This window comes from Clostridium sp. N3C, assembly GCF_900095445.1.
GTDB lineage: Bacteria > Bacillota > Clostridia > Clostridiales > Clostridiaceae > Clostridium_AU.
The window spans coordinates 57,478-80,545 of the sequence record NZ_FMJL01000006.1 but is presented as its reverse complement, the minus strand read 5'-3'; the positions used below and the strand labels follow the sequence as shown (position 1 = coordinate 80,545).

Below are 23,068 nucleotides of genomic sequence, written 5' to 3'. Positions count from 1 at the left end.
ATGAGTTTAGCAGATTACAAAGGCGTTTGGGTATTTGCAGAGCAGAGAGAAGGCGTACTTCAAAAAGTATCTCTTGAGCTTTTAGGGGAAGGAAGAAAGATAGCAGATAAATTAGGAGTAAAGCTTACTGCTCTACTTCTAGGAAATAATGTAGCAAATCTAGCTAATGAATTAGTGGCATATGGTGCTGATGAAATTCTAGTGGCAGATCATGAATTATTGAATAATTATACTACAGATGGTTATGCTAAGGTTATCTGTGACCTTGTTAGAGAAAGAAAGCCTGAAATACTTTTCATAGGAGCTACATATATTGGAAGAGATTTAGGTCCTAGAGTAGCAGCTAGATTAACTACAGGTTTAACTGCTGACTGTACTTCTATAGATGTAGAAGAAGGCACTGGAAACCTAATGGCTACAAGACCAGCTTTTGGTGGAAACTTAATGGCTACAATTGCTTGCCCTGAACACAGACCACAGATGGCAACTGTTAGACCTGGAGTTTTCGCAAAATTAGCAAAGGATGAAGCTAGAACTGCAACTATTGAAAATGTAAAGGTTGATTTAAAAGAAGATGATATCAGAACAAAGGTTGTAGAAGTTGTTAAAGAAATTAAGGATGTTGTTGATATCGGAGAAGCTGAATTTATAGTATCCGGTGGTAGAGGAGTTGGAAAGGCAGAAGGCTTTACACTTCTTAAGCAATTAGCAGATGTATTAGGAGGAACTGTTGCAGGTTCCAGAGCTGCTGTAGATAACGGATGGATAGATAAGCATGCTCAGGTTGGTCAGACTGGTCAAACTGTTAAGCCAAAGGTTTACATTGCTTGTGGTATCTCTGGAGCAATTCAGCACTTAACTGGTATGCAGGATTCAGATTATATAATAGCTATAAACAAGGACGAAAATGCTCCAATAATGAAGATTGCAGACCTTGCTATAGTAGGAGACTTATACAAAGTTGTACCTGAATTAATAGCTCAGTTAAAAGGTGAGAAATAGTAATTGTCTATGGACAATTAAATTAAATAGGAGGTAAATATAATGGAAAAGATTTTTGTTCTTGGCGCTGGTACTATGGGAGCAGGTATTGCTCAGGCTTTTGCCACTAAGGGTTATGAGGTTATATTAAGGGATATTAAGGACGAATTTGTTGAGAGAGGTATTAACGGAATAGATAAGAATCTTTCAAAGCTGGTAGCAAAGGGTAAGATAACAGAAGAGGTTAAGGTTGAAATTCTTTCAAGAATAACTGGAACTACTGACATGAATTTAGCTGAAGACTGCGATTTAGTAGTAGAAGCTGCAGTTGAAAATATGGAAATCAAGAAGTCCATATTTGCTGAATTAGATAAGATTTGTAAGGCTGAGACTATTCTAGCGTCAAATACATCTTCCTTATCAATAACAGAAGTTGCAACTGCTACAAATAGACCAGATAAGGTTATAGGAATGCATTTCTTTAATCCAGCTCCTGTTATGAAATTAGTTGAAGTAATCAGAGGTATAGCAACTTCACAGGAGACTTTTGACAAGGTTAAGGAAATATCTATAGCTATAGGTAAGGAACCTGTAGAAGTAGCAGAAGCTCCAGGATTTGTAGTTAATAGAATATTAATACCAATGATTAACGAAGGTATTACAGTTCTTTCAGAAGGCACTGCTAGTGTAGAAGATATCGATAAGGCTATGATGCTTGGTGCTAACCACCCAATGGGACCATTAGCGTTATCAGACTTTATAGGTAACGATATAGTTCTTGCTATAATGGAAGTACTTTATAAGGAAACTGGAGATCCAAAATACAGACCTAATCCATTACTTAAGAAGTACGTTAGAGCAGGATACCTTGGAAGAAAGAGCGGAAAAGGATTCTACGATTATACAAAATAGTTTACCTAAAAAGCAGCTTAAAAGCTGCTTTTTTTCATTTAGAAGTGATATACTATTATTAATAATAAAGAAATAAGATCATAAACAAAAGGAGAAGGTACATTTGGACTATAAAGATATAGAAGTAAAAGATAACTATCTAATAATTAAAGATGTAGAAAATTTTGATCCTGTTCATATCTTTGAATGTGGTCAATGCTTTAGGTGGAATAAGGTAAGTGATAATGACTTTATTGGAGTTGCTTATGGTAAGGTTATAGAGGTGGTAAAGGAAGGTAAGGATGTTATTATATATAACAGTACTGAAGAAGACTTTTATAATATATGGTGTGAATATTTTGATTTAAAGAGAAATTACTCTGAAATAAAGGAAGAGCTGAGCAAGGATCCTCTATTAAAGCAAGCTGTAGATTTTGGTTATGGAATAAGAATATTAAAGCAGGAGCCCTTTGAAATTGTAATTTCCTTTATTATTTCTGCCAATAATAGAATTCCAATGATCAAAAGATGCATTGAAAATATAAGTAGAAGATGGGGAGAGCAAATAGAATATAATGGAGTTATTTATTATGCTTTTCCAAGTCCAGAAAAACTAGCTACAGTGTCAGAAGAGGAGTTAGAATCCTGTGGATTAGGCTTTAGAGCTAAGTATGTAAAGGATACGGTATCAAAGATTTATAACAGTCTAAAGGGAGTAGAAGGATTTGAAAACTACAATATATATAATATTGCAAATATGGTAGATGATGATTGTCACAAAGCCTTACAACAATTTAATGGAATAGGACCTAAGGTAGCAGACTGTATAATGCTTTTCTCTATGAATAAAATAAGCGCCTTCCCTGTAGACGTTTGGGTAAAAAGAGCCATGATGCATTTCTATACCGCTCCGGATTTATCACTGAAAAAAATCAGAGATTTTGCTAGAGAAAAGTTTGGGCATATGTCAGGTTTTGCTCAGCAATATTTATTTTACTATGCTAGAGAAAATAATATAAAAATCGATTAAATTCACTTTAAAAGGTAACACCTTAACATTATTAAAGGTGTTATCTTTTTTTAAAGCACAAATTTCTAAAATATATCCTCCACAAGCTTTAAATTTTAAAAAGTAATTGATAAAAAAAGTTATATTACAAGATTATGGTGGAATACTAAAACCAAATTATGAAAGGTGGAGGAACATTATGGAGAATTATGATAAACACAGCAAGGCTTCAAGATTATTTTTTCCTTTAAACTATGTTTATTATTTTAGGTATGAAATAATAATTGGTATTGTATTAGGATTACTTTCCTCAGGAATTTATATCTTTGTTCAAAATTATAGCTATAGCTTAACAAGTCCAGAAGATATAAAAAAGTTAATAGAAAGTTTTCAGGGAGCAGGTGTTTTAGTTTTTACAGCTTTAGTATTTCTTCAGGTAGTGGTATTTTTTATTCCTGGAGAATTTCTTCAGGCTGCAGGAGGATATATCTATGGTGTAGTAGTAGGTTCTATTATATCTATAATAGGCATATTATTAGGAAGCATTGTAGTGTTTTTGTTGGCTCGTAAGCTTGGGGTGCCCTTTTTAAGTACTATTATTTCTGCAAAGAAGTTGGAGCAATTTAGAGGGGTATTAAACAGAGGGAGAGAAACCAGTAAAGAGCATATTAGAAGAATTAGATTGTTGGTTTTTTTTATTTACTTTATTCCTGGCTTTCCTAAGGATGCTATAGCATATATTGCTGGTATTACTGATATGAGGTTAAAAGATTTTTTAGTAGCTTCTATGATAGGAAGAATACCGGCTATTGTAATATCTGCAAGTTTTGGCGCTGGAATATATAATGGCAATAAACACTTGCTAGTATTCATTGCCATATCCTTAATTATATTATGTTATATTGGCGGTATTAAAGGTAAAGATTTATTAAAGGATTTTAAGGTTGAAAAATAATTAGTGGAAAATATAAGAATTTTTATTTCTACCTTTATTAAGACATCTGTAAATTACATATAAAATAATACTAAATATAATAAGTAATAATAGAATACCTAGAGCAGCATGCATAAAAAATTCTTGAGGCAATATATTTATTATTGGGTCTAAATCTGGATCAAAAAGCCAATAATCGTTGTTAAAAAATATTTTGTGAAAAAGGGTAAAGGTTGCATCAAAGTTTATAGCAAATGGAATAGCCAAAATTATAGGCAAGGCTATTAAAGCTATAGATGCAATCTTTAAAAATGTAGTATGCCTTTTTATTAATTGGATGATTGTAAAAATTACACTTAGGGCTAAAGTTATGTAAAACAAATAGTCTATATATATAAATATATTTTTGACCTCTTCAAAATGAATTTTTCCTTCAGGAGACATTTCAAAGTCCGGTAAATTAAGTTCTTCTATATTTTTATCCCTTATGTAATTTATAAGAATGTCATAATTATTTTTTATAGTAGACTTATCCATATTATAGTTTTCTGCTATTTTTAGATAATCTATATCAAAATAATATAAGAACTTAGAATTTAAAATTAGTTTTACAGAAGAGCTGATTAAAAAAAAGGCAATAGACAATGCTGTTAAGGAATTTAATATCCAGCTACCACTTGATTTTTTTTTGTAGCCTAAAGTCATAGTATACATAATTTTACCTCCCTGTTTTGGATAGTTAGCCATACTTATTGTATATAAAATAGTCTTAATTAACAAGGTAATTTTATAATTTCTATATAGTATGAAATATTTACTAAGAATTAAGTATAAAAAAAGAAAATAATAGAAATAATGTACAAATGGAAGATTAATTTAGAAAATCACAGCAAATTGATAATAATGTGGCTTTTATTAGGTATTCAACATTTGATAATAAAAGCCAGTTTAATTATTATAATAATTGTATTAGCACTCAACGTTAAGGAGTGCTAACAATCAAAAAGGAAATAGTATAAAAACCCAAGACAAAGTTAGATTTCGGGTTTTATAATACATAAATAAAACTTAAGGAGGGGTTTAAATGAACATTAGACCACTTGGTGACAGAGTTGTATTAAAGAAATTAGAAGCTGAGGAAACTACTAAAAGCGGTATAGTGCTTCCTGGCAGTGCAAAAGAAAAACCACAGGAGGCGGAAGTTGTAGCTGTTGGTCCTGGTGGAATTGTAGATGGTAAAGAAATCAAAATGGAAGTTAAAGTTGGCGAGAAGGTTATAATCTCCAAATACTCTGGTACAGAGGTTAAATTAGACGGAGTAGAATACACTATAGTAAGACAAGAGGATATTCTAGCCGTTGTAGAATAATAAAATATAGTAGTATAGGAGGGAATAAAGAATGGCTAAAAGCATTATATTAGGTGAAGAAGCAAGAAGAAAAATGCAAAAGGGTGTTGATATTCTTGCTGATACAGTAAAGGTTACTCTTGGACCAAAGGGAAGAAATGTAGTATTAGATAAGAAATTCGGTGCACCATTAATTACAAATGACGGTGTTACAATTGCTCGTGAAATTGAATTAGAAGATCAATATGAAAACATGGGAGCTCAGCTTGTTAAGGAAGTTGCTACAAAGACTAACGATGTAGCTGGAGACGGTACAACTACTGCAACTTTATTAGCTCAAGCTATTATAAGAGAAGGATTAAAGAACGTAACTGCTGGAGCTAACCCAATGATGGTAAGAAACGGTATAAAGATGGCAGTAGATAAGGCTGTAGAAGAAATCAAAAAGATTTCTAAGCCAGTAGCAGGTAAGGAAGATATATCAAGAGTAGCTGCTATTTCTGCTGCAGATGATGAAATCGGAAAGCTTATAGCAGATGCTATGGAAAAAGTAGGCAGCGAAGGTGTTATAACTGTAGAAGAATCCAAGTCCATGGGAACAGAATTAGATGTAGTAGAAGGTATGCAATTTGACAGAGGTTATGTAAGCCCATATATGGCTACTGATACAGATAAGATGGAAGCTAACCTAGATAATCCATATATACTTATCACTGATAAGAAGATCTCTAACATACAAGAAATACTTCCAATACTTGAACAAATCGTTCAGCAAGGTAAGAAGCTATTAATCATAGCTGAAGACGTTGAAGGCGAAGCTTTAGCTACATTAGTAGTTAACAAGTTAAGAGGAACTTTCACTTGTGTTGCTGTTAAGGCTCCAGGCTTTGGCGACAGAAGAAAGGAAATGCTTCAGGATATTGCAATCCTTACTGGTGGAGAAGTAATTTCTGAGGAATTAGGAAAAGACTTAAAAGAAGTTACTTTAGACATGCTTGGTACTGCTGAAAGTGTTAAAGTTTCAAAGGAAAACACTACAATAGTTAATGGTAAAGGTGACAAGGCTGAAATCAAAAATAGAGTAGCTCAAATCAAGAGACAAATAGAAGAAACTACTTCTGACTTTGACAGAGAAAAGCTTCAAGAAAGACTAGCAAAGCTTGCTGGTGGAGTTGCTGTAATCAAAGTTGGTGCAGCTACAGAAACTGAACTTAAAGAAAAGAAATTAAGAATAGAAGACGCTCTTGCAGCTACAAAGGCAGCTGTAGAAGAGGGTATAGTTCCTGGTGGTGGAACTGCATTCATCAATGTTATCAACGAAGTTGCAAAACTTGATTCTGAAGAAGCAGATATTAAGGTTGGTATCAATATAATTAAGAGAGCTCTTGAAGAACCTGTAAGACAGATTGCAGCTAACGCTGGAGTTGAAGGTTCTGTAATTATAGAAAAGATTAGAAATAGTGAACCAGGGGTAGGCTACGACGCTTTACATGATAAGTATGTAAATATGTTAAAAGCTGGTATAGTAGACCCAACTAAGGTTACTAGAAGTGCTCTTCAACACGCTGCATCTGTAGCCGCTACATTCTTAACAACAGAAGCAGTAGTAGCAGATATTCCAGAAAAGAACCAGCCAGCACCTGGTGCAGGAATGGGAATGGACGGAATGTACTAATATAAATAAAAAGAAACCTTTAATCATCTTGAAGATGATTAAGGGTTTCTTTTTTTATGTAGCTATATGGCTAATAGTACTATTAAATACATGTACTTATAATAGTTGTATAAACAAGACATAAGTTATGAGGAATGTTTATTTATATTAATTATCTTGTTAAAGTTGTTTAAGTATGTCGATTATTAGGGTAAAAAACATGCATAAAAATCGTTATTTTTTAAGTTGATTAACTTTTTTTATGGTAAAATATATAATAAGGAAATAATTAATAGATAATCATTAATAGGAAAATAATTCAAAATTTATTGAAAAATATATTTTGAATTATAATTATAGTATAAGGTTATATTTTTAAAATTTAACAAATAATACTATAATGTATCTTTGCTTATAATATAATTTTTCTTGGTAGTCACTTTATATTGATAGGGGAATGGCATATGGTTTCAGCTTATAAAAAGAAATTAGGGGACATCCTAGTTGATAGTGGAAAAATTACAGAAGCACAGCTAATACAGGCTTTAGATAAGCAGAAAAGTACCAAAAAGAAGCTTGGAGAAGTTTTAATTGATGAAGGTTTGATTACTGAAGAAGAAATATTTGAAGTTCTTCAAATTCAACTAGGATTTAGCCGAGTATATTTAGATGGAATAGTTATCGATAAGGAAGTAATAAAGAAAGTACCAATTAATATAGCTAAAATGTATACCTTAATACCTTTTCAATTAGATGGAAACGTTTTGAGCGTAGCTATGCATGATCCCTTGAATTTCTTTGCTGCAGACGATGTTAGCATTACATCTGGCTGCGAAGTGCAAATATTTATAGCTACTAAGTCGGAAATTAATAAGGCTATAGATAAATATTATTCTGGGCAAAATGTTGCCATGGCTGCAGAAGAGCTTTCTAAGCAAAACAAGATAGCTTCAGAGGAAAAAAAGGTAAAGGAAGCCATAGCGGAAGAGGAAATCAATAATGCTCCTATAGTAAAATTGGTAGACTCTATTTTGAAAGATGCCATAAAGGCAAGAACTAGCGATATACATATAGAACCTTTCGAAAATTACGTAAAAATTAGATATAGAATAGATGGTCAGCTTTATGAAAAACAAAGAATAGCAAAGGATTCTTTAGCATCCTTAGTAACTAGAATAAAGATACTTTCTAATTTAAATATTGCTGAAAAGAGAATACCTCAGGATGGCAGAATTAAGATGAAGTCCGATGGAAAAGAAATCGACATGAGAGTATCTGTACTACCTACTATACATGGAGAAAAAGTTGTTATTAGAATATTAAATACCAACAATTTCAACATAACTAAAGAGCAATTAGGAATGGAAGAAGATGATTTGGAGAAGTTAGAAAGAATCATTCAAGCTCCCTATGGAATTATATTAGCTACAGGACCTACCGGTAGCGGTAAATCTACAACATTATACTCTATATTAAAAGAACTAAATAAAGATGATGTTAATATTGTAACCGTTGAAGATCCGGTAGAATACATGCTTGAAGGTATTAATCAAGTGAATGTTAACGTAAAGGCAGGATTAACCTTTGCTTCTGGTTTACGTTCAATTTTAAGACAAGATCCTGATATTGTTATGATAGGCGAAATTAGAGACAGCGAAACCGCAGAGATAGCTATAAGGGCTGCAATAACAGGACATCTTGTTTTAAGTACTTTGCACACCAATGATGCACCATCAACGGTAGTGAGGTTAATGGACATGGGAATTCAATCTTATTTGGTTGCTAGTTCTGTAGTTGGTATTATAGCTCAACGTTTAGTAAGAAAGATATGTCCACATTGTATTGAGGAGTATACTGCTTCAGATTATGAAAAAAAGATTCTTGGAGTAGATACTGATTTAGATATAAAACTGTATCGTGGAACAGGTTGCATAAAATGCGAAGATACAGGCTATTCAGGAAGATTAGGAGTCTATGAAATATTAGAGGTTACAAAAGAGATTAGGGATCTTATTACTAAAAAAGCAGATGTAGAAGAAATTAAGCAGGCAGCTATAAAGAATGGAATGAAAACTATTAGAAAAGGCTGCAAAAACCTTGTGCTTAGAGGTAAGACTACCATTGATGAACTTATTCGAACAGCTTTTGTAAAGGAATAGGAGGTGAAATAGATGCCAATTTTTCAGTACGAAGCTAAACTACTTAATGGTGAGACTAAAAAGGGAAAGTTAGACGCGGTAGATGAAAATGCTGTTAGAGCAGCATTAAGGTCTATGAATTATTATCCACTAATGATAAAGGAAGAAGGGAAGGGAGATATTGATTTAAGAAAGTTTACTTCAGTAAAAACCAAGGATATTGCAGTATTTTGCAGACAGTTTTCCTATATTCTTTTATCCGGTATGAATATTGTAAAGGCCTTGGAAATTCTTAAGAATGAAACGGGCAATAAAAAACTTGCTGAAGCCATTGCTATTCTATATGATGATGTGCAAAAAGGTAGAAGTTTATCAGCAGCCATGAAAAATCAGGAGGTCTTTCCTGAGATGCTTGTTAATATGGTTTCCGTTGGAGAAGCTGGTGGTAACTTGGATGAGATCATGGTAAGAATGGCAGATTATTATGACAAGGAATATGCACAGGTTCAAAAAGTGAAACAAGCCATGAGCTATCCTATAATTATTGCAATAGTGGCTGTTATAGTAGTAAATCTTTTGATAATATTTGTTCTCCCAAAGCTTCTTGGATCAATGATGGACGAACCTGAAAAATTACCTCTAGCAACCCAAATGCTTTTGGGCATGAGCGATTTTATGAAGAATTATTGGTACATAATTTTATTAGCTTTAGGGGCATTGATTGCGCTTTTTAAGGTAGGTAAAAAGAATGAAAGAAATATTGGATGGGATAAATTTAAATTAAAAATTCCTGTATATGGTAAGTTGTCCCTAAAAATTGCCCAAGCTAAGTTTGCCAGAACCTTTGGTATGCTTTTAAATAGCGGTTTATCCGTTATAGAAAGTATGTCTATTTCATCAAAGATATTAGGTAATAAGTATTTGGAGTCTTTACTAGAACAAGCCATTGAGGATGTAAAAAAGGGAGTTGCTATAAGTACTTCCTTAAAGGCAAAAGGAGTTTTTTCAACTATGCTGATTCAAATGATAAAAATTGGTGAGGAATCTGGATCCTTAGATGATGTACTAGGAAAGACTGCAGTCTTCTATGACAAGGAAGCAGAAAATGCTATGACACAAATGACTACAATGATTGAACCACTTATAATAATATTCTTGGCTATAGTTGTAGGGTTCATAATAATTTCAATAATGCTACCTATATTTGAAAGCTATGATAGTTTAGGAAGCATAATTAAGCTTAATTTCTTGATTTGATTTATTTGTTTAAAATTAAAATTTATATAAATAAGGAGGAGTTATAATGAAAAAATTTAAAAAAGCAAAGAAAGGTTTTACACTTGTAGAACTAATTGTAGTTATAGCTATATTAGCTATATTAGCTATAGTACTGGTTCCTAGAATTTCAGGATATCAGGAAAAAGCAAGAAAGTCTACATATCAACAAAGTGCAAAAACTATATTAGACGCAGTAGAGGCATATAATGCGGATAAGACAGATTCTGACAAGATAAAAGGGGAGGACACAGTAGAAGAAGCATTAAAAAGCATAAATAGTGAAGTTAGTACACCGGTAATAAAGGAAAGTGGCGATATTTATGAAAAACTTAAAGATACCAAAGTTTCACAGTTAGATGACATGGCCGCTGGAAAATTTAAAGTAAAATCCGATGGTACTATAGAATGGGACAAAACTAAAAGTGAAGGCGAAGGAAGTGGTTCATAGTTGATTATCTACTACTAGTATGATAAGGATTTGGTTAGAATCCTTATCATACTAGTAACTTTTAAATATAGGCAAAAGATAAAAATTTAATGGAAAAGAGTTTACCTAAATTAAGTTCATAGCAATTATTATATATTAAGGACTACAAACTTATAATTAATAAAAAAATAGAGAATTCATAAATCTTACTATTAGAAAAAATATATAGCTATTTTACATTAAATTTTAATTGAAAGGTTAATAAGTAATTAATTATTGAAGAAAGAATTAATGATTTATAAGAGTTTGAAAAAAGTTGTTAATATACTTAACTAATATTTAAGTACAAGATTAGCAATTTACATATATCAATTATCCATTGAAAAGTAAGATTTATATGATCCAAGTAAAGGTGGTGTAAAGCATTGAGTAATGAAATTATTTCCATAGATATTGGTAGTAAGTACACCAAAATTATTGTTGGAAATAGCAGTAAGGTTTTAAGCTATGATAAAGAATTGACACCTAAAGGGGCAGTTTTTAAGGATGGATTACAGGATATTAATGTTCTAAGTGATTTAATTAAGTCAATCTTGAAAAAAAGAAACGTTACTACAAAGGATGTTTCTTTTGTAATAAGAGGTAGAGATATAGTTATTAGACATATAGAAATGCCATTAATGGGAATAGATAAGCTTGATGAAGCGGTTGTATGGGAAATAACTCAGTATTTACCAGAATTGGTTTCTGATTATTACATAGATTATCAGATTACAAATATCACTAGCTTTAAAAGTGATAAGGTTTACAAACTTATGGTAGCAGCTGCTCCTAAAAAGAAGATTGACAAATATGTAAAGTTAGCAAGCCTTTTGGAGTTAAAAGTAAAGGCCATAGATGTAGCTGCTAATTCTATTGCAAGGGTTTTTTCCGGCTTATATGATTATAATAAAAATCTTGAGAGTATAGGTATATTGGACATAGGTGCTATGAGTACAAGTATAAGTATATTGGACAAAGGTAGCCTGTTTATTGAAAGAGAAATTCCTATTGGGGTTAGTCAAATGGCAGAAGCCTTTGCTTCTAATTTTACTGAGGATCCTGAAAAGTATCATGAAAAATTTATTACCAAGTTTAATTTGCTTAAAGCTGAAGCTGACTATAGTGCTGAGGGAAAAGTCAAATTAATGTTTGATAATTTGATGGAGACTCTACAAAAAGTTACAACCTTTTATAGGGGAGGAAACTACGAAAAGAAGCTAGACTATGTATTGTTACTTGGAGCAGGTTGTGAGGTTTATGGAATAGAAAAGTATGTAAAACAATCTATAGGCGCAGAGGCTAAAGCATTTAACTCAATGGAAGACTTGTATTTGAATATGGAGGTTCCTTATGGTTTTGACCCTAGATTTTATAGCAACTGTTTAGGAATGTTGCTTAGGGACAAAACCCATGGTTTGAATTTGCTTCCTGACAATATGAAAAAATCAAAGTCACACATGGAAATTTCAAAAAAGATTGCAAAAGCAGCTATAATAACAGCTTTACTTGTGGTTTTTGCAAATGCCGTAATATTTGGTTATTACATGTATGTTAAAAATATTAACAAGGACCTGGAAAAAAAGATTGCAAGCAAGTCTGAGGTGCAAAAAGAAAATATTAGACTTACTAAAGAGAAAAGAGAATATGCCAACTATATTGATAAGGTTGACTTGCTAACTAATAGTAAGGAAATATTATCTGAGAAAGTATACAATTTAAAGAATTCTAAACCTGAAGATGTTACTTTTCAATCGGTGGTGTGTAACGGAGTAGAATATACTATATCAGCAGTAACGGCAAATTATGAATCTATTTCAGCTATGACAGCTATGCTTCAAATGTCTGATGAATATAGGAATTGTAAAATTAAAGATGTTAAATTAAAAGATCAGAACTATACCTTTACTATAGTAATTAGAGGTGAATAGAATGAAAAATCTTTCTAAGAATGAAAAGTTATTGCTTATAGGACTTGGTTTTTTAATTGTGCTTGTTGCTTATTATCAATTTTTACTTACCCCACTGTTAGATAATATTATAGATACAAAATATCAAATAGAGGAAAATAGGACAACTTTTAATAAGTTAGAGCTTATGGAAAAAAGCAATAAAGCTATGAAAAAATCTATAGAGGAATTAAAAGAAAAATATGAAGCATTTAAGAAGTCCTTACCTATAGAACTAAGAGATCCTGAAATTCAAAGCTTTTTAAATTCAAGTGCAGAAGCCTTTAATGTAAAGATTCTAAGTACAGCTTATGGAGAAGCAGTTGATGTATCCCTTGGTAATGATAAAAAGAATAATGAAAGTAAAAATGAAAGCAAAAATGAAAAGGGCCAATTAAAGTTAGTACCTGTAACTGTTAATATGGAAGGAAGTTATCTTGATATAATGAAGTACATTTATCATTTAGAACATTTTGAAAAGGAAGAAAATGATGATAGTGTAAGTGAATTATCCATTGATGTTCCTGACACAGCAAAAAATAATATTAGAATAAATGAAGTAAAAAGTATTAATGTTGCTAAGAAAATGAGCTCTGATGGTGGAGAAGTAGGGGATAAAGTTAGTGCAGCTCTAGTAATTAATTATTATTATGTTACAGGAGATGAAGAAGATAAAAAGAATATGGATTACGAAATAAATATTCCTGTTGGTACAGGTAACGATCTTTTTAACTAAAGTGGGAGGTGGCCGTTATAAAGAAAAAAGGTTTTACCATTGTAGAGTTAATAGCAGCTGTAGCTATTATTTTACTTAGCTTACAAGCGGTAACCATAGCTGTAACTGCTTCCTCTAGAATGTGGAAGATTTCTAATAATAAACTGGATGTTAATACTTTTAATTTATCTATTAGTCAGAATATTAAAAATAGAGGTAGAAGCTACTTAAAAGATATATATAAGGCCACTGGAACTTTTGCAGGTAGCACTATGAGTTTTTATATTTATTTTAATGATAATAGAGAAATAACTCCTTATTTTGAAGGAGCACTAAAGAAGGATGATGGAGATTTTAAGTTCAAATTTGATAGTGCAGGTGATTTTGAAAGCTGTAAAGCTAAAAGTGATGGAGAAAAATATGGAGCTTTAGTAACTATAAAAGAAAAAAGTGATACTGATAATTATTCTGTCTATGAGATAGACGTTACGGTGTGGGACTTACTTAATGATGGTAAATATAAATCACACTCATCCTTTTATATAGGAGGTTAGCCTTATGTTAATAATTAAGAAAAAAGGGGTAACTCTTATAGAGCTTATTGTGGTATTGGCTCTTACTCCTATAGTGTTAAGTTTAATATTTAATGTAATATCTTCGTTATACAGGATGAGTGATAATGAAACTAAACGCTCTAATGCTACAGAGCAAGCAAAAACCTATATTTCAATGATTAGCAATGATTTAAAGAACTGTAGAACCTATTTGGATTCTGAAGAAATAGAAGCTGTAGATGATTTAAATAAGCTAATACCTAGTGGTGGCAAAGCGGTAGTTTATATAGAATCTTTTAATAATGAAAGATATATGTATGTGATGGCTCCAAGTGGTGAAGGTAAATATGATCTTCAAAAAATAGTTTTTAAGAATGGAGTTACTCAAAATAGTTACAAGGCAAAAAAGATTAAGAAAGAAGATGGCGATGAGGATTATGATAAAGAGTATGTAGATGAAGCTGTCTTTGAGAAATGTAAGATGGATAAGAAAAATGTAGTGCTAGATCTTACTATTAACCCAGTTTCACCATATCTAAAAGATGCGGATTTAATTAATTACCAAAATGAGTTTTTATATTACGATAATTTTGCTTATGAAACCTTTCTTTTTGTAAGTACAGTTCATGATATAAATAAAATTTATTATAAGGTTGAACTAGAAAGACATTATACCTATGATGCAGAAGTAGAAAGTACTACTACATTAATGAAATATGTAAAAGAAGCTAAGGTTATAAGAAATCAAAAGGAAAATAAGTTGACCAGCGTATATGTAAAGACGGAAGATGAAGGTAATATTAAAGAAATTTCTTCTGATGTGTATGTTTTTACACAATCTTAGGAGGTTATAATGAAAAGAAAAGGATATGCTCTTTTGCTTGCAATTGAAGCAATGTTTATACTAACTTTGCTGGCAGCAGCAATGGTAACTTTGGCATCCACTAGCTACAAGAGTTCCATAAAAAAAGAGAAGTTAGAACAGCTGAAGTTAAAATCAGAAAGTGCCATAGAGAAACAGTATGTTTATTTAAAAGATTATATTATGAAAAATCCAATAGTATTAGTGGATAGCTCTAAATATAATCTAGCAAGTATTAGTAAAGTAAATGAAAACTATGAAGGGATACATATAGAAACCTCATTATCCAAGGTGGAAAATTTTGAGGATGCACCTACTGGTAGAAAGGTAAATTGCTTAAAAATTGAGGCAAGGGCTCAATACTTAGAAGAAGGTAATGTAGCTGTAGGTAGAATATTAAAAACAACAGTTTATATAGATATGGATTCTATATATAACGAATATTTTGAAAGGATCTTTAAGAGTTCTTTCACTACAGCTCCAAAAGAACCATTAATCTATGGAGGTGCTATAGAAAGCTCTTTTAAAATTAATGACGCTGTTAATTTAAAAACTAGTGGTAATATGTTACTTCAAGGGACCGTTACCTTGAATCCAAGTAGTTTTGAGATGGATGAAGGCGAAATTTTTCTAAAGTCACCTAAAAAAATAGAATTTCAATCAAATGGCCTTGTAGAGGCTGAAAACAGAATAAGTAGAGTTGAGGCAATTGAAGACTCTGATTTTGAAGAATGGACAAGTAGAAATGCTGATTATCTTTACTTTTGCCCAATATTAAATATAACCAGTAACGGAGGAAAACCACTGGCTAATTATATAGGGGATGGAAATCCTATCGATGACAATTCTTTAGAATTTTTAACTGTAGACAATAGCGATACACTTATGGATGTTCAAAATACCGTTACTTATAAAGTTAGAAGTAATAGTGGGCCTGTTTCCTTTCAACATTTAATTAATGGAAGAAATAGAAAAGGTGATGTGGAAGGCCTTTATCCTGTTATCATAAATAAACTTCGTACCTTATATCCTCACTTAGGAGATGAGGTTATTATGAGATTTGGAGAATTTTATAAGGTACTATTGATTGATGGAAATCTTACTATCGAAGATGATAAAGAATTTGCTTATAATAACTACGTTATTTATTGTAGCGGTAAAGTTACCTTTGAAGGAGACGCTTATTTTTATAATAGCAGTATATTTGCTCAAAAGATAGAGTTGAAGGGAGGGAATGTCCTTTTTAATGGTATAAATACTAGACAATCATCTAAAAAGATAGTTGGTAACAGATATTTAACAGACTTTAAGAGCGCAAATAAGGGAGCAATAAGTGAATATTTATTAAAGAACATAGCAAATTATGGTGATTATCTTCAATTTAGAGTAGTAAAATGGGAGCAGGAGTAGAGTGAATATTGCAATGGAAAGCTTAATATTTTAATTATCAAAATTAAGTTAGTACAAGTGCATTATGTTATAAATAAATGATTAGAAAAGGAGGGGGAGAATATATGAAGCGTGCAAAGAAGGCTATTACAATCATTATTATCTTTTTAGTGTTAGCTTCAAGTTTTATATTTCAACCTAATTTAGGCATTGAAGCTAAAATTCTAAATACAAATGGAAATAAAAGTCTAGATAAGAATAATGGTGATTGGTCAGCACCAAAGGTTACTTTATGGAACACCGACGAGGCAGATTTGATGGTGAGGGTTGGAGACATAGATAATTTTGGAATGTCATGGGGAGGTATAAATCCCTTTAGTGGTAAAGAAACTGAGGTTCATAGGTACCCTTATAGCCCTGAAGCTGATGATCCTGATGGTACTGATAGGATTATGGTTGTGAGTGGATATAAAGGACATATAATATATCAAGATTATATAAAAAGATTTGGTGCAAGTTTATGGTGGCGAGGAGATTTGCAGTGGCAGTTGCAAAATGAGTTGGCAAATAAGACTACAAGAGATGGATATACAGAAACTACCTTTGCAAATTTACAATTTGATACACAGGTTAGACCTGTAACTATTCAATATGATTTAAAAGGTCTAGAAGTTAAAAATGCTTACATCGAAATGTTTGTAGATGATATCCAACCAGAAAAATGGGATAGGCAACCAAATGGAGAGATAGTTCGTAACCTTGGAAGAGGTGGGTTTTCACAACTTAGTTATAACCAATACCAGGTTACCATGAGCTATGATATAGGAGAGGGAAAAGATAAAAAAACTGTATCTGAAAGATTTTCTAGCTTTGAAAGGGTTATTAATAATCTAGACCAACACGGTCCTATTGGAAAATTAATCACTTTAGTAGTACCGGAAGATAAGCTAGACTTCATAAGATATGGTGGTTCAGGACTTAGAATAAAGATTGATGACCCAGACCATGATACTGGTGATGGTTATGCCATTGACTTTGTAAGGTTACTTATAAACAAAAAAGATGAATTTACAGTTAATAATGGAAGGGTAAAAGGTGGAGTATATGAAGCTAAATATGTAGGGGATAAACTAGACATTGATAAATCTAAACCTATTATTGGTGCAAAGGTAAGCATCAGCGGAGTTAAAGATCCTATAATAACTGATAGCAAAGGACAATATTATTCTGATAAAGTACCAGCAGGACAAGTTATAGTTACAGCTGAAAAAGATGGTTATGCTACAAGAAGTGCTACTATAGAGACTCTTATAGCAGGAAAAGAAGTTAATCAGGATATAGGACTTGTTAACTTATCATCACCTAATACTCCTGTAATATCTGTTAGCACAGAAGAACCAACTAATATAGATGTAGAAGTAACTATTACCTATGCTGAGGGTCATGTTGAAAGAGTGTACAGAATAGATGGAGGGGAATGGAAGGAGTATACAGGACCTTTTAAGGTGTCAGAGAACTGTAAGATAGAAGCTAAATCTAAAGAAAAAAGAAAGGTAGAAGATGATAAAACTGTAGAATTAGAGAGTGGTATAGCAGAAAAGAAAATAACTAATATTGATAAGGATCCTCCAACAGGTAAAGTTATTGTAGATTATTCAGATCCTTCAAAACCAGTTTTAAAGCTTATATTAGATGAGGAAGATTCAGAAATCATAGCACCGGGAAGTACAGTAGAATATGATAACAATACTTATAATGTAATAGGATCAAATATTTATCTAGCAGGGGTAAAGGTGGCAACAATCAGTGAAGATGGTAAAGCTGTAACCTGTTATCTTAAGTTTGGATATACTTTCAGATTTAAAGATAAGGCCGGTAATATTGGTACTGCATATGGTGAATCAAACTTGCAATGGAATGTACCATTAAAGGACAGATAATAGAACTATATAAGGAAACTGTTGACGAAAATGTCTTCAGTTTCCTTTTTGCAAATATTAATTTTAAGTAATTTATCCTTTTATTATAATAGAATAATTAAAACTCCTGAATATTGCTCAAGGAATTGTCAATAATTGAAGTATATTTTAATTTAAGGAGGAAATTTTTATGAGCAAATCGGGAGTAAAGAAGGCCTTTACCCTAATTGAACTTATGATTGTGCTGGCTGTAATTGCTATATTAGCTATTGTTCTTATACCTAGGGCAGGAGCAGCTAGAACGGAGGCCAAGGTTATTGGTGTATCAACTAATGTAAATGCTGTTAGATCATTTTTAGAAGTAAGGACTGGGGCTAGATTTATAAATAATGCTACGGAGTTAGGAGGAGCAATTAATACTGCTTTTACTGGTGATGATGCTTTAAAAAATCCTCTAGATAATAGCGCTAAAGCTGTAATTGTGAGGCAATCTGGAGAAGCAAGTCCTGGTGATGTAGCAGGTAGTGTGGTTGTGATTGTAAATGGAAGTCAATATGAACTATATGGAGTAGATAATACTGGTAGTAAGATAGGAAATTCAGTAATAATTAAGAAATAAGAAAAGGTAAAATATGGGTGTTTATACATCCATATTTTACACTTATAATATTTTGATTCATGTGGAAAGAACTAGATAAAGTATAGAAAAGGAAGGATTTTAAAGTTATAATTAGAATATAGAGATATAACTTCAATTTTTTTGATATGGAGGTAAATATGTTATCTTTTGATTTTTTTGCTGTATATATTTTTATAATAGGATTGCTATTAGGAAGCTTTTATAATGTATGCATATACAGAATCCCTAGAGAAGAGTCCATTATTTTTCCGCCTTCTCACTGCACAAAGTGCAATACTAGATTAAAGGTTTTCGATTTAGTGCCTGTATTTAGTTATATATTTTTAGGTGGTAAATGTAGATATTGTGGAAGTAAAATATCACCTAGATATGCTATAGTAGAATTTATGACTGCCCTTATTTTTACTGTTTTATACTTAAAATTTGGACTAGCCTTTGAGTTTTTTAAATTTGCAGTATTGACAAGTTTTATTATTGTAATAGGGCTAATAGATCATGATACCACCGATGTTTATGCTATTACTACTTGGCCTGGAATAATTTGTGGATTAATATTTCTTATAGTAGCTTATTTTTTAGACAAGCCTTTTTTGGATGGTATATATGGAGCCTTGATAGGTGGTGGAGTAATTGCAGCAATTGTCGTTTTAACTCAAGGTATGGGACATGGAGATGTAGAAATTTGTGCTTTGGCAGGGCTGTATTTAGGCTTTAAAGGCAGTATAGTTATGCTGTTTTTTTCCTTTGTTATTGGAGGAATTGTTGGAATAATTCTTATAGCTACTAAGAAAAAGTCACGTAAAGATTATATACCCTTTGGCCCTTATATAGCACTTGGAGCCTTAGTTGCATTGCTTTTTGGAGAGCAAATATTTAATTGGTATACTTGTTGCTTGCTTGGATAAATTACATTACATTCAATCTATAATAATATTTTCTTGATAACGTTTTATTAGCTTTTAGGCAATTGACAAATTATGCACTATGAACTAAAATATTAAATAACAATTTAAGAAAGTATAAAATTGAATAAAAGTTATAATATGAATTACTTATATATACCCATAATATGGATGGGAGTTTCTACCGGAAGCCGTAAATTTCCGACTATAAGTGAGGGTTAATTTTGTTGTTAAAGCATATTAATTTTCGCTATAGTGAAAACTAATATGCTTTTTTCGTATATGGAAAATTAATGAAAAAGGTTATTTAAAATAAGTTACTATATAGAAAGGATGTTGTTTTGCATGGCTAAAATCTTAAAGCAAGCCTATACCTTTGATGATGTTTTATTGGTACCCAACAAATCGGAAATACTACCAAGGGAGGTTAAGTTAAATACTAATTTGACAAAAACGATAAAACTTAACATTCCTATTATGAGTGCAGGCATGGACACAGTGACTGAATCTAAAATGGCTATAGCTATTGCAAGAGAAGGTGGCATTGGTATTATTCATAAAAATATGTCTATAGAAGCCCAAGCTTTAGAAGTGGACAGGGTTAAGCGTCAGGAAAATGGAGTTATAACAGATCCATTTTATCTTTCACCAGAAAACACTATTGAAGAAGCTCTTCAATTGATGAGCAGATATAGAATATCAGGAGTACCTGTTACAAGCAACGGTAAGTTAGTTGGTATAATAACAAATAGGGACATTGTATTTGAAACAGACTATTCTAAAAAAATCTCTGAAGTAATGACAAAGGAAGGACTTGTAACAGCGCCAGAAAACACTACTATTGAAGAAGCTAAGGAATTATTAAAGAAACATAAAATAGAGAAGCTTCCTTTAGTAGATAAAGATAATAATTTAAAAGGATTAATTACTATAAAGGACATAGAAAAAGCTATTAAGTTCCCTAATGCGGCTAAGGATGCTCAAGGTAGACTATTATGTGGTGCTGCTGTTGGAGTTACTGGTGATATGATGGATAGAATCCATGCTTTAGTTAAGGCATCGGTAGACGTTGTTGTAGTGGATACTGCTCATGGACATTCTAAAGGTGTAATAGATGCAGTTAGAAGAATTAAAGAAGCTTATCCTAACTTACAGGTTATAGCTGGTAATATTGCTACTGCAGAGGCTGCTAGAGATTTAATCGAAGCAGGAGCAGATTGTATAAAGGTTGGAATTGGTCCAGGTTCTATCTGTACTACTAGAGTAGTAGCTGGTGTAGGTGTACCTCAATTGACAGCAGTAATGGACTGTGCAGAAGTAGCTAAGGAATATGGTGTTCCAGTAATCGCTGATGGAGGAATTAAGTATTCTGGAGATATAGTTAAGGCTTTAGCAGCAGGAGCTTCTGTAGTAATGATGGGTTCCATGTTTGCTGGATGTGAAGAAGCACCAGGTGAAATAGAAATTTATCAAGGTAGAAGCTATAAGGTTTATAGAGGAATGGGATCTATTGGTGCTATGAACTGTGGTAGCAAGGATAGATATTTCCAAGAAGGTAATAAAAAGCTTGTTCCAGAAGGTGTAGAGGGAAGAGTACCTTATAAGGGTGCTGTTTCAGAGACTATTTATCAGCTTATAGGTGGATTAAGATCTGGTATGGGATATTTAGGAGCAGAAAATCTTAAGGTATTGACTGAAACTGCTACTTTTGTAGTTCAGAGTTCTGCAGGTTTAAGAGAAAGTCATCCTCATGATATAGTAATTACTAAAGAAGCCCCAAATTACAGTGTAAACCAATAAGGAGCGGAGGAAAAACAATATGGATAAGGAATTGGTCTTAATAATAGACTTTGGCGGACAATACAATCAGCTTATTGCTAGAAGAGTAAGAGAGTGCGGAATATACTGTGAAATAGTACCTTATACTTATTCCTTGGATAAGATAAAGGATAAAAATCCAAAGGGGATAATATTTACAGGAGGTCCTAATAGTGTTTTTGAAGAAGGAGCTCCTACAGTAGATCCTAAGCTCTTTGAACTAAATATTCCTATATTAGGCATATGTTATGGACATCAGTTAATTGCACATCTCCTTGGGGGAGAAGTAAAGAGCTCCAAAAGAAGAGAGTATGGTAAAACTGAGGTGAATTTATCTGGTCAAAGTGTATTGTTTAAGGACATAGAAGGAGCGAATCAGTGCTGGATGAGTCATACTTACTATGTATCCAAAGTTCCTACAGGCTTTACAGTAATAGCTAACTCAGAAGAATGTCCAACAGCAGCTATGTCCAACGATGAAAGAAAAATATATGGAGTACAGTTCCACCCTGAAGTTGAACACACTCCTTTCGGTAAGGATATGCTGAAAAACTTCTTATTTGGTGTTTGCAATTTAAAAGGTGATTGGACTATGGCATCCTTCGCAGAATCAAAGATAGAGGAAATTAAGGCATTAGTAGGAGATAAGAAGGTTTTATGTGCCTTGTCTGGCGGTGTAGATTCTTCTGTAGCGGCAGTATTGGTACACAAAGCTGTAGGAAAGCAGCTGACCTGTATTTTTGTGGACCATGGTCTATTGCGTAAGGATGAAGGAGACCAAGTAGAAAAAGTATTTAAAGAACAATTTGATATGAATTTGATAAGGGTAAATGCACAAGAAAGGTTTTTGAATAAATTAAAGGGTGTTACTGAACCAGAGAAGAAGAGAAAAATCATCGGTGAAGAATTTATTAGAGTTTTTGAAGAGGAAGCTAATAAATTAGGAGAAATTGATTATCTAGTACAGGGAACAATTTATCCTGATGTAGTAGAGAGTGGAACCAATACTTCTGCTACTATAAAGAGCCATCATAATGTAGGCGGTCTTCCAGAAGATATGAATTTTGAGCTTATAGAACCATTAAGAGAATTGTTTAAGGACGAAGTAAGAGCAGTTGGTGAGGAATTAGGTATACCTCATGAACTAGTATGGAGACAGCCTTTCCCAGGCCCAGGCCTTGCAATTAGAGTATTAGGTGAAGTTACAGAAGAAAAGCTATTTATAACTAGGGAAGCAGATGCTATCTTTAGAGAGGAAATTGCTAAGGCTGGTTTAGAAGGAAAGATATGGCAATATTTTGCTTGCTTGCCTAATATTCAATCCGTAGGGGTAATGGGTGATGAGAGGACCTATAGCCATGCAGTAGCTCTCAGAGCGGTAACCTCCTCCGACGGAATGACTTCCGATTGGGCTCATATACCATATGAGGTATTGGATAAGGTATCAAGAAGAATCGTAAATGAGGTTAAGGGAGTAAATAGAGTAGTTTATGATATAACAAGTAAACCACCGGCAACTATTGAGTGGGAATAGAATGTATTATAAGAAAAACATTAAAAACAATTAGTTTAATAATAACTTGGCATTAAAAAAAGTAGTTTAGATATTTACATATTGTAA

20 protein-coding genes and 1 riboswitch are annotated in these 23,068 nt (G+C 32.4%); of the genes, 19 read left to right on the top strand and 1 reads right to left on the bottom strand.

The features are described 5' to 3' along the window. The 4 genes from N3C_RS04125 to N3C_RS04110 all read left to right on the top strand — a co-directional run bounded on the left by N3C_RS04125 (position 1) and on the right by N3C_RS04110 (position 3,836). Entirely contained in the window at positions 1-1,002 is a 1,002-nt protein-coding gene (locus tag N3C_RS04125) for an electron transfer flavoprotein subunit alpha/FixB family protein (protein ID WP_074364799.1), read from the top strand. A 42-nt stretch (positions 1,003-1,044) separates the two neighbouring features. Next, positions 1,045-1,893, top strand: a complete 849-nt coding sequence (locus N3C_RS04120) for a 3-hydroxybutyryl-CoA dehydrogenase (RefSeq protein WP_074364798.1) — start codon at positions 1,045-1,047, stop codon at positions 1,891-1,893. Positions 1,894-1,996: 103 nt separating this feature from the next. Next, positions 1,997-2,902 carry a DNA-3-methyladenine glycosylase family protein gene (locus N3C_RS04115; RefSeq protein ID WP_074364797.1) on the top strand — a complete coding sequence of 302 codons (906 nt, stop codon included), beginning with the start codon at positions 1,997-1,999 and terminating at the stop codon, positions 2,900-2,902. Between the two features lie 178 nt (positions 2,903-3,080). Further along, positions 3,081-3,836: a TVP38/TMEM64 family protein gene (locus N3C_RS04110; protein ID WP_083604408.1), complete on the top strand. Its 756-nt coding sequence runs from the start codon at positions 3,081-3,083 to the stop codon at positions 3,834-3,836. Here N3C_RS04110 and N3C_RS04105 read toward each other — a convergent pair whose 3' ends face one another. Continuing rightward, positions 3,837-4,529, bottom strand: coding sequence for a TIGR01906 family membrane protein (locus N3C_RS04105; protein ID WP_178377760.1), 693 nt, complete (start codon positions 4,527-4,529; stop codon positions 3,837-3,839). Positions 4,530-4,899: 370 nt separating this feature from the next. Between N3C_RS04105 and N3C_RS04100 the strand changes: the two genes are divergently transcribed. The 15 genes from N3C_RS04100 (at position 4,900) to guaA (ending at position 22,981) form a co-directional block, all read left to right on the top strand. Next, positions 4,900-5,184: a co-chaperone GroES gene (locus N3C_RS04100; RefSeq protein ID WP_074364796.1), complete on the top strand. Its 285-nt coding sequence runs from the start codon at positions 4,900-4,902 to the stop codon at positions 5,182-5,184. 31 nt (positions 5,185-5,215) lie between these two features. Further along, the gene (gene groL / locus N3C_RS04095; protein ID WP_074364795.1) at positions 5,216-6,838 is read left to right on the top strand and encodes a chaperonin GroEL; all 1,623 of its coding nucleotides are present in this window, start codon (positions 5,216-5,218) and stop codon (positions 6,836-6,838) included. 443 nt (positions 6,839-7,281) lie between these two features. Then, the gene (locus N3C_RS04090) at positions 7,282-8,976 is read left to right on the top strand and encodes a GspE/PulE family protein (protein ID WP_074364794.1); all 1,695 of its coding nucleotides are present in this window, start codon (positions 7,282-7,284) and stop codon (positions 8,974-8,976) included. 12 nt (positions 8,977-8,988) lie between these two features. Beyond that, positions 8,989-10,212, top strand: a complete 1,224-nt coding sequence (locus N3C_RS04085; RefSeq protein WP_074364793.1) for a type II secretion system F family protein — start codon at positions 8,989-8,991, stop codon at positions 10,210-10,212. 46 nt (positions 10,213-10,258) lie between these two features. Next, complete coding sequence (locus N3C_RS04080) at positions 10,259-10,681, top strand: type II secretion system protein (RefSeq protein ID WP_074364792.1); 423 nt, start codon at positions 10,259-10,261, stop codon at positions 10,679-10,681. A gap of 404 nt (positions 10,682-11,085) precedes the next feature. Next, entirely contained in the window at positions 11,086-12,630 is a 1,545-nt protein-coding gene (gene pilM / locus N3C_RS04075) for a pilus assembly protein PilM (protein ID WP_074364791.1), read from the top strand. A gap of 1 nt (position 12,631) precedes the next feature. Next, positions 12,632-13,384, top strand: coding sequence for a hypothetical protein (locus tag N3C_RS04070; protein ID WP_074364790.1), 753 nt, complete (start codon positions 12,632-12,634; stop codon positions 13,382-13,384). A gap of 8 nt (positions 13,385-13,392) precedes the next feature. After that, positions 13,393-13,917, top strand: a complete 525-nt coding sequence (locus N3C_RS04065; RefSeq protein ID WP_074364789.1) for a type II secretion system protein — start codon at positions 13,393-13,395, stop codon at positions 13,915-13,917. A 4-nt stretch (positions 13,918-13,921) separates the two neighbouring features. Further along, on the top strand, positions 13,922-14,761 hold the full coding sequence (locus N3C_RS04060; protein ID WP_074364788.1) for a type II secretion system protein: 840 nt from the start codon (positions 13,922-13,924) through the stop codon (positions 14,759-14,761). 9 nt (positions 14,762-14,770) lie between these two features. Next, entirely contained in the window at positions 14,771-16,189 is a 1,419-nt protein-coding gene (locus N3C_RS04055) for a hypothetical protein (protein ID WP_074364787.1), read from the top strand. A gap of 104 nt (positions 16,190-16,293) precedes the next feature. Continuing rightward, positions 16,294-18,108, top strand: a complete 1,815-nt coding sequence (locus N3C_RS04050; protein WP_074364786.1) for a carboxypeptidase regulatory-like domain-containing protein — start codon at positions 16,294-16,296, stop codon at positions 18,106-18,108. 169 nt (positions 18,109-18,277) lie between these two features. Further along, positions 18,278-18,706, top strand: a complete 429-nt coding sequence (locus N3C_RS04045) for a prepilin-type N-terminal cleavage/methylation domain-containing protein (RefSeq protein WP_074364785.1) — start codon at positions 18,278-18,280, stop codon at positions 18,704-18,706. Between the two features lie 158 nt (positions 18,707-18,864). Then, entirely contained in the window at positions 18,865-19,632 is a 768-nt protein-coding gene (locus N3C_RS04040) for a prepilin peptidase (RefSeq protein WP_143312593.1), read from the top strand. Between the two features lie 127 nt (positions 19,633-19,759). Beyond that, a riboswitch (purine riboswitch) is annotated at positions 19,760-19,857 on the top strand. Between the two features lie 117 nt (positions 19,858-19,974). Continuing rightward, the gene (gene guaB / locus N3C_RS04035; protein WP_074364783.1) at positions 19,975-21,429 is read left to right on the top strand and encodes an IMP dehydrogenase; all 1,455 of its coding nucleotides are present in this window, start codon (positions 19,975-19,977) and stop codon (positions 21,427-21,429) included. Between the two features lie 19 nt (positions 21,430-21,448). Then, positions 21,449-22,981: a glutamine-hydrolyzing GMP synthase gene (guaA, locus tag N3C_RS04030; RefSeq protein ID WP_074364782.1), complete on the top strand. Its 1,533-nt coding sequence runs from the start codon at positions 21,449-21,451 to the stop codon at positions 22,979-22,981. Positions 22,982-23,068 lie beyond the last annotated feature (87 nt).

What these genes read in the sequence shown, in the direction of transcription:
- N3C_RS04125 (WP_074364799.1), top strand. Translation starts at nt 1, where the DNA reads ATGAGTTTAGCAGATTACAAAGGCGTTTGGGTATTTGCAGAGCAGAGA.
- N3C_RS04120 (WP_074364798.1), top strand. Translation starts at nt 1,045, where the DNA reads ATGGAAAAGATTTTTGTTCTTGGCGCTGGTACTATGGGAGCAGGTATT.
- N3C_RS04110 (WP_083604408.1), top strand. Translation starts at nt 3,081, where the DNA reads ATGGAGAATTATGATAAACACAGCAAGGCTTCAAGATTATTTTTTCCT.
- N3C_RS04105 (WP_178377760.1), bottom strand. Translation starts at nt 4,529, where the DNA reads ATGTATACTATGACTTTAGGCTACAAAAAAAAATCAAGTGGTAGCTGG.
- N3C_RS04100 (WP_074364796.1), top strand. Translation starts at nt 4,900, where the DNA reads ATGAACATTAGACCACTTGGTGACAGAGTTGTATTAAAGAAATTAGAA.
- groL (WP_074364795.1), top strand. Translation starts at nt 5,216, where the DNA reads ATGGCTAAAAGCATTATATTAGGTGAAGAAGCAAGAAGAAAAATGCAA.
- N3C_RS04090 (WP_074364794.1), top strand. Translation starts at nt 7,282, where the DNA reads ATGGTTTCAGCTTATAAAAAGAAATTAGGGGACATCCTAGTTGATAGT.
- N3C_RS04085 (WP_074364793.1), top strand. Translation starts at nt 8,989, where the DNA reads ATGCCAATTTTTCAGTACGAAGCTAAACTACTTAATGGTGAGACTAAA.
- N3C_RS04080 (WP_074364792.1), top strand. Translation starts at nt 10,259, where the DNA reads ATGAAAAAATTTAAAAAAGCAAAGAAAGGTTTTACACTTGTAGAACTA.
- N3C_RS04070 (WP_074364790.1), top strand. Translation starts at nt 12,632, where the DNA reads ATGAAAAATCTTTCTAAGAATGAAAAGTTATTGCTTATAGGACTTGGT.
- N3C_RS04060 (WP_074364788.1), top strand. Translation starts at nt 13,922, where the DNA reads ATGTTAATAATTAAGAAAAAAGGGGTAACTCTTATAGAGCTTATTGTG.
- N3C_RS04055 (WP_074364787.1), top strand. Translation starts at nt 14,771, where the DNA reads ATGAAAAGAAAAGGATATGCTCTTTTGCTTGCAATTGAAGCAATGTTT.
- N3C_RS04050 (WP_074364786.1), top strand. Translation starts at nt 16,294, where the DNA reads ATGAAGCGTGCAAAGAAGGCTATTACAATCATTATTATCTTTTTAGTG.
- N3C_RS04045 (WP_074364785.1), top strand. Translation starts at nt 18,278, where the DNA reads ATGAGCAAATCGGGAGTAAAGAAGGCCTTTACCCTAATTGAACTTATG.
- N3C_RS04040 (WP_143312593.1), top strand. Translation starts at nt 18,865, where the DNA reads ATGTTATCTTTTGATTTTTTTGCTGTATATATTTTTATAATAGGATTG.
- guaB (WP_074364783.1), top strand. Translation starts at nt 19,975, where the DNA reads ATGGCTAAAATCTTAAAGCAAGCCTATACCTTTGATGATGTTTTATTG.
- guaA (WP_074364782.1), top strand. Translation starts at nt 21,449, where the DNA reads ATGGATAAGGAATTGGTCTTAATAATAGACTTTGGCGGACAATACAAT.